This window comes from Massilia sp. NBRC 108631, assembly GCF_059704565.1.
In genome coordinates, this window is sequence record NZ_BAAKJE010000091.1 from 1 (window position 1) to 221 (window position 221).

The following is a 221-nucleotide window of genomic DNA, read 5'->3' on the forward strand; positions in this document are numbered from 1 at the left end:
CCTGAGCGAGGTGATGCCGGAGTTCGAGGCGGAGCTGGCGCAACGCATGCGGGGCCGCATCGCCGAGCGGGTGGCCTTCCATCCGCCTTGCACCCTGCAGCACGGGCAGCAGATCCGTGGCAAGGTGGAAGGACTGCTGCGCGCGGTCGGTGTGGATGTGAGGCTGTGCGCCGACAGCCACCTGTGCTGCGGCTCTTCAGGTACTTACTCGCTGCTGCAGC

Annotated in this window: 1 protein-coding gene; it reads left to right on the forward strand. The window is 67.9% G+C overall.

All coding sequences use genetic code 11. The features are described 5' to 3' along the window. Nucleotides 1-221: heterodisulfide reductase-related iron-sulfur binding cluster (locus AC6H42_RS10780; protein WP_497548002.1), on the forward strand; the 221-nt coding region annotated here is incomplete at both ends.